At 71.3% G+C, this 3,169-nt stretch carries 2 protein-coding genes; one reads left to right on the forward strand and one right to left on the reverse strand.

The window, feature by feature from the left end; genetic code table 11:
* Nucleotides 1-121: 121 nt before the first annotated feature.
* On the reverse strand, nucleotides 122-2,680 hold the full coding sequence (locus tag ACFWEP_RS33480) for a DEAD/DEAH box helicase (RefSeq protein ID WP_387375895.1): 2,559 nt from the start codon (nucleotides 2,678-2,680) through the stop codon (nucleotides 122-124).
* Nucleotides 2,681-2,758: 78 nt separating this feature from the next.
* Between ACFWEP_RS33480 and ACFWEP_RS33485 the strand changes: the two genes are divergently transcribed.
* On the forward strand, nucleotides 2,759-3,112 hold the full coding sequence (locus ACFWEP_RS33485; RefSeq protein ID WP_003967428.1) for an STAS domain-containing protein: 354 nt from the start codon (nucleotides 2,759-2,761) through the stop codon (nucleotides 3,110-3,112).
* Nucleotides 3,113-3,169 lie beyond the last annotated feature (57 nt).

Genomic DNA, 3,169 nt, shown 5'->3' on the forward strand with positions numbered 1-3,169 from the left:
GCCTGCACGGCGGCCCGGGAGGTGGCGGGCGCGCAAGGCGCGACGCTGGTGCGGTGCTCGGTGCGGGGAGAGATCGCGGACGTGACGGCCCGGGCGGCTTTCGGCCCGTACACGCCGGAGGTCAGGTCCCGTGCGGGGCCTGACGGTCCTGTGGGGCCGCCTGGTCCTCCGGGGAGCCTGGTGGCGCCGATCGCCCCTCCGGCGCAGGGGAGCCCTCCGGGCCGGGAGGGTCCGTGGGGGCGGCCCTGAGCAGTTCGGTCAGGAGACGTACGGCCCCCCGCTTGTGCAGGGGCTCGTTGCCGTTGCCGCACTTGGGGGACTGGATGCAGGAGGGGCAGCCCGCCTCGCACTCGCAGGACGCGATGGCTTCACGGGTCGCGGTGAGCCAGGCGCGGGCGGTGTGAAAGGCGCGTTCGGCGAACCCGGCGCCGCCGGGATGGCCGTCGTACACGAAGACGGTGGGCAGCAGGGTGTCCGGGTGCAGCGGTACGGAGACCCCGCCGATGTCCCAGCGGTCGCAGGTGGCGAACAGGGGGAGCATCCCGATCGACGCGTGTTCGGCGGCGTGCAGCGCACCGCCGAGGATCTCCGGATTGATCCGGGCGGCGTCGAGCTGGTCCTCGGTGACGGTCCACCAGACGGCCCGGGTGCGCAGGGTGCGGGGCGGCAGTTCGAGCTTGGTCTCGCCCAGCACCTCTCCGGTGATCAGCTTCCGGCGCAGGAAGGAGACGACCTGGTTGGTGACCTCGACGGAGCCGTAACAGAGACGGCCGTCCCCCCAGGGGATCGTGGTGTCGGTCTCCAGCACGGTGATGGCCGTGGTGTCGCGGGCGTTGGTCGAGTACGGCGGATTCGCCTCCTCCACGAGCGCGACGGAGTCCTCCAGGTCCAGCTTGCGGACCAGGTAGGTGCGTCCCTGGTGGAGGTGGACGGCTCCCTCGTGCACCGCGGTGTGGGAGGCGGCCTCGTCGACGGTACCCAGCAGCCTGCCGGTGCCCTCCTCGACGATCTGCACCGGCCTGCCTCCGCCGCCCCGGATGTCGGTGAGGTCGGCGGCGCGTTCCCGGCGGGTCCAGTGCCAGCCGGCCGCCCGTCTGCGCAGCAGCTTCGCGGCCTCCAGCTGAGGCAGCAGCTCGGGCACGGTGGGGCCGAAGAGTTCGATGTCGGCGTCGGTGAGTGGCAGTTCCGCGGCGGCCGCGCACAGATGGGGGGCGAGTACGTAGGGGTTGTCCGGGTCCAGCACGGTCGACTCCACCGGCTGGTGGAACAGGGCCTCCGGGTGGTGCACGAGGAAGGTGTCCAGCGGATCGTCCCGCGCCACCAGTACGGCCAGGGCGCCCCGGCCCGAACGGCCGGCGCGGCCCGCCTGCTGCCAGAGGGAGGCCCGGGTGCCCGGGTAGCCGGAGATGACCACGGCGTCCAGACCGGAGACGTCGATACCCAGTTCGAGGGCGGTGGTGGCGGACAGGCCCAGGAGCTCACCGGAGTGCAGGGCACGCTCCAGCGCGCGGCGTTCTTCCGGCAGGTAGCCACCCCGGTAGGCGGCGACCCTTCCCGGCAGCGAGCGGTCGACCTCGGCCAGCCGCTCCTTGGCGATCACGGAGATGAGTTCCGCGCCCCGCCGGGAGCGGACGAAGGCGACCGTACGGACACCCTGGAGGGTCAGGTCGGTGAGCAGGTCGGCGGTCTCGGCGGTGGCGGTACGCCGCACGGGCGCGCCCTTCTCGCCCCGCATCTCGGTGAGCGGCGGCTCCCAGAGGGCGAAGACCAGTTCGCCGCGGGGCGAGGCGTCGTCCGAGATCTCCTTGACCGGCAGGCCGGTGAGCCGGCCTGCCGCGACCGAGGGCTCGGCCGCGGTCGCGGAGGCGAGCAGGAAGACCGGATCGGAGCCGTACCGCGCGCACAGCCGGCGCAAGCGGCGCAGCACTTGGGCGACATGCGAGCCGAAGACGCCCCGGTACGTGTGGCACTCGTCGATGACGACGAAACGCAGAGCGCGCAGGAAGGAGGCCCAGCGGGGGTGGGACGGCAGGATTCCCCGGTGCAGCATGTCGGGGTTGGTGAGGACGTAGTTGGCGTACTGACGCACCCACTCACGTTCCTCCACGGGCGTGTCGCCGTCGTAGACGGCGGGCCTGACCGCGTTGCCGAGCGGCGAGGCGAGGCTCTTCACCGACCGGCGCTGGTCGGCCGCGAGCGCCTTCGTGGGGGAGAGGTAAAGCGCAGTCGCCGCACGTCCGTTCGGGGCCTCGGAGCCGTCGAGCAGCGCGCTGAGGACCGGGGCGAGATAGGCGAGCGACTTCCCGGACGCCGTGCCGGTGGCGATCACCACGGATTCGCCGTCGAGAGCGGATTCGGCCGCGGCCGCCTGATGGACCCACGGATGATCGATTCCGGCGCGCCCGATCGCCGCGATGACTTCCGGTCGGATGCGATCCGGCCAGATGGCATGGGTTCCCGGTCGCGGGGGCAAGTGCTCCGTATGAGTGATGCGCGCGGCCCGGCCCGCCCCTGCGGCGAGCCGGTCGAGGATCATGTCGGGAGAGGGGCGGGAGTCTCCGCTCTCGGTGGGTCCGCTGGGGCGGTGATTCTTGGCCATCGGCACCGAGTGTGTCACTGGCGTGACGGACAATGGTCCCAAGGCGTCGTGCATGGCTGCTGGTAAGTGATTGAATGCCATCGCGGCTGGCGATCCGTCCCCTGGCTCCGTCGGGGAGACCGAGGGGCGACCGCTCGATAGCAAGGTGCTGGAGGATCCGTGGACCTGTCCCTGTCGACTCGCAATGTGTCCGGCCCTGGTGGCGACCGTACGGTCGTCGAGGTCGGTGGCGAGATTGATGTGTATACCGCGCCCAAGCTGCGCGAGCAGTTGGTCGAGTTGGTGAATGACGGCAGTTACCACCTGGTTGTCGACATGGAGGGTGTCGACTTCCTCGACTCCACCGGTCTCGGCGTGCTGGTGGGCGGCCTGAAGCGTGTCCGGGCCCATGAGGGCTCGCTGCGCCTGGTCTGCAACCAGGAGCGCATTCTCAAGATCTTCCGGATCACGGGCCTGACCAAGGTGTTTCCGATTCACACCACGGTCGACGAGGCTGTCGCCGCCACCGACTGACGTCGGAACGGCCCGCCGGCCCCGGTCGGCGGACCGTGGACGGCCCGGACGGCGGCT

It is taken from the genome of Streptomyces sp. NPDC060198 (assembly GCF_042728415.1).
GTDB lineage: Bacteria > Actinomycetota > Actinomycetes > Streptomycetales > Streptomycetaceae > Streptomyces.

Coding starts and splice junctions, on each gene's coding strand:
- ACFWEP_RS33480 (WP_387375895.1), bottom strand. CDS start 2,680: ATGGCATTCAATCACTTACCAGCAGCCATGCACGACGCCTTGGGACCA.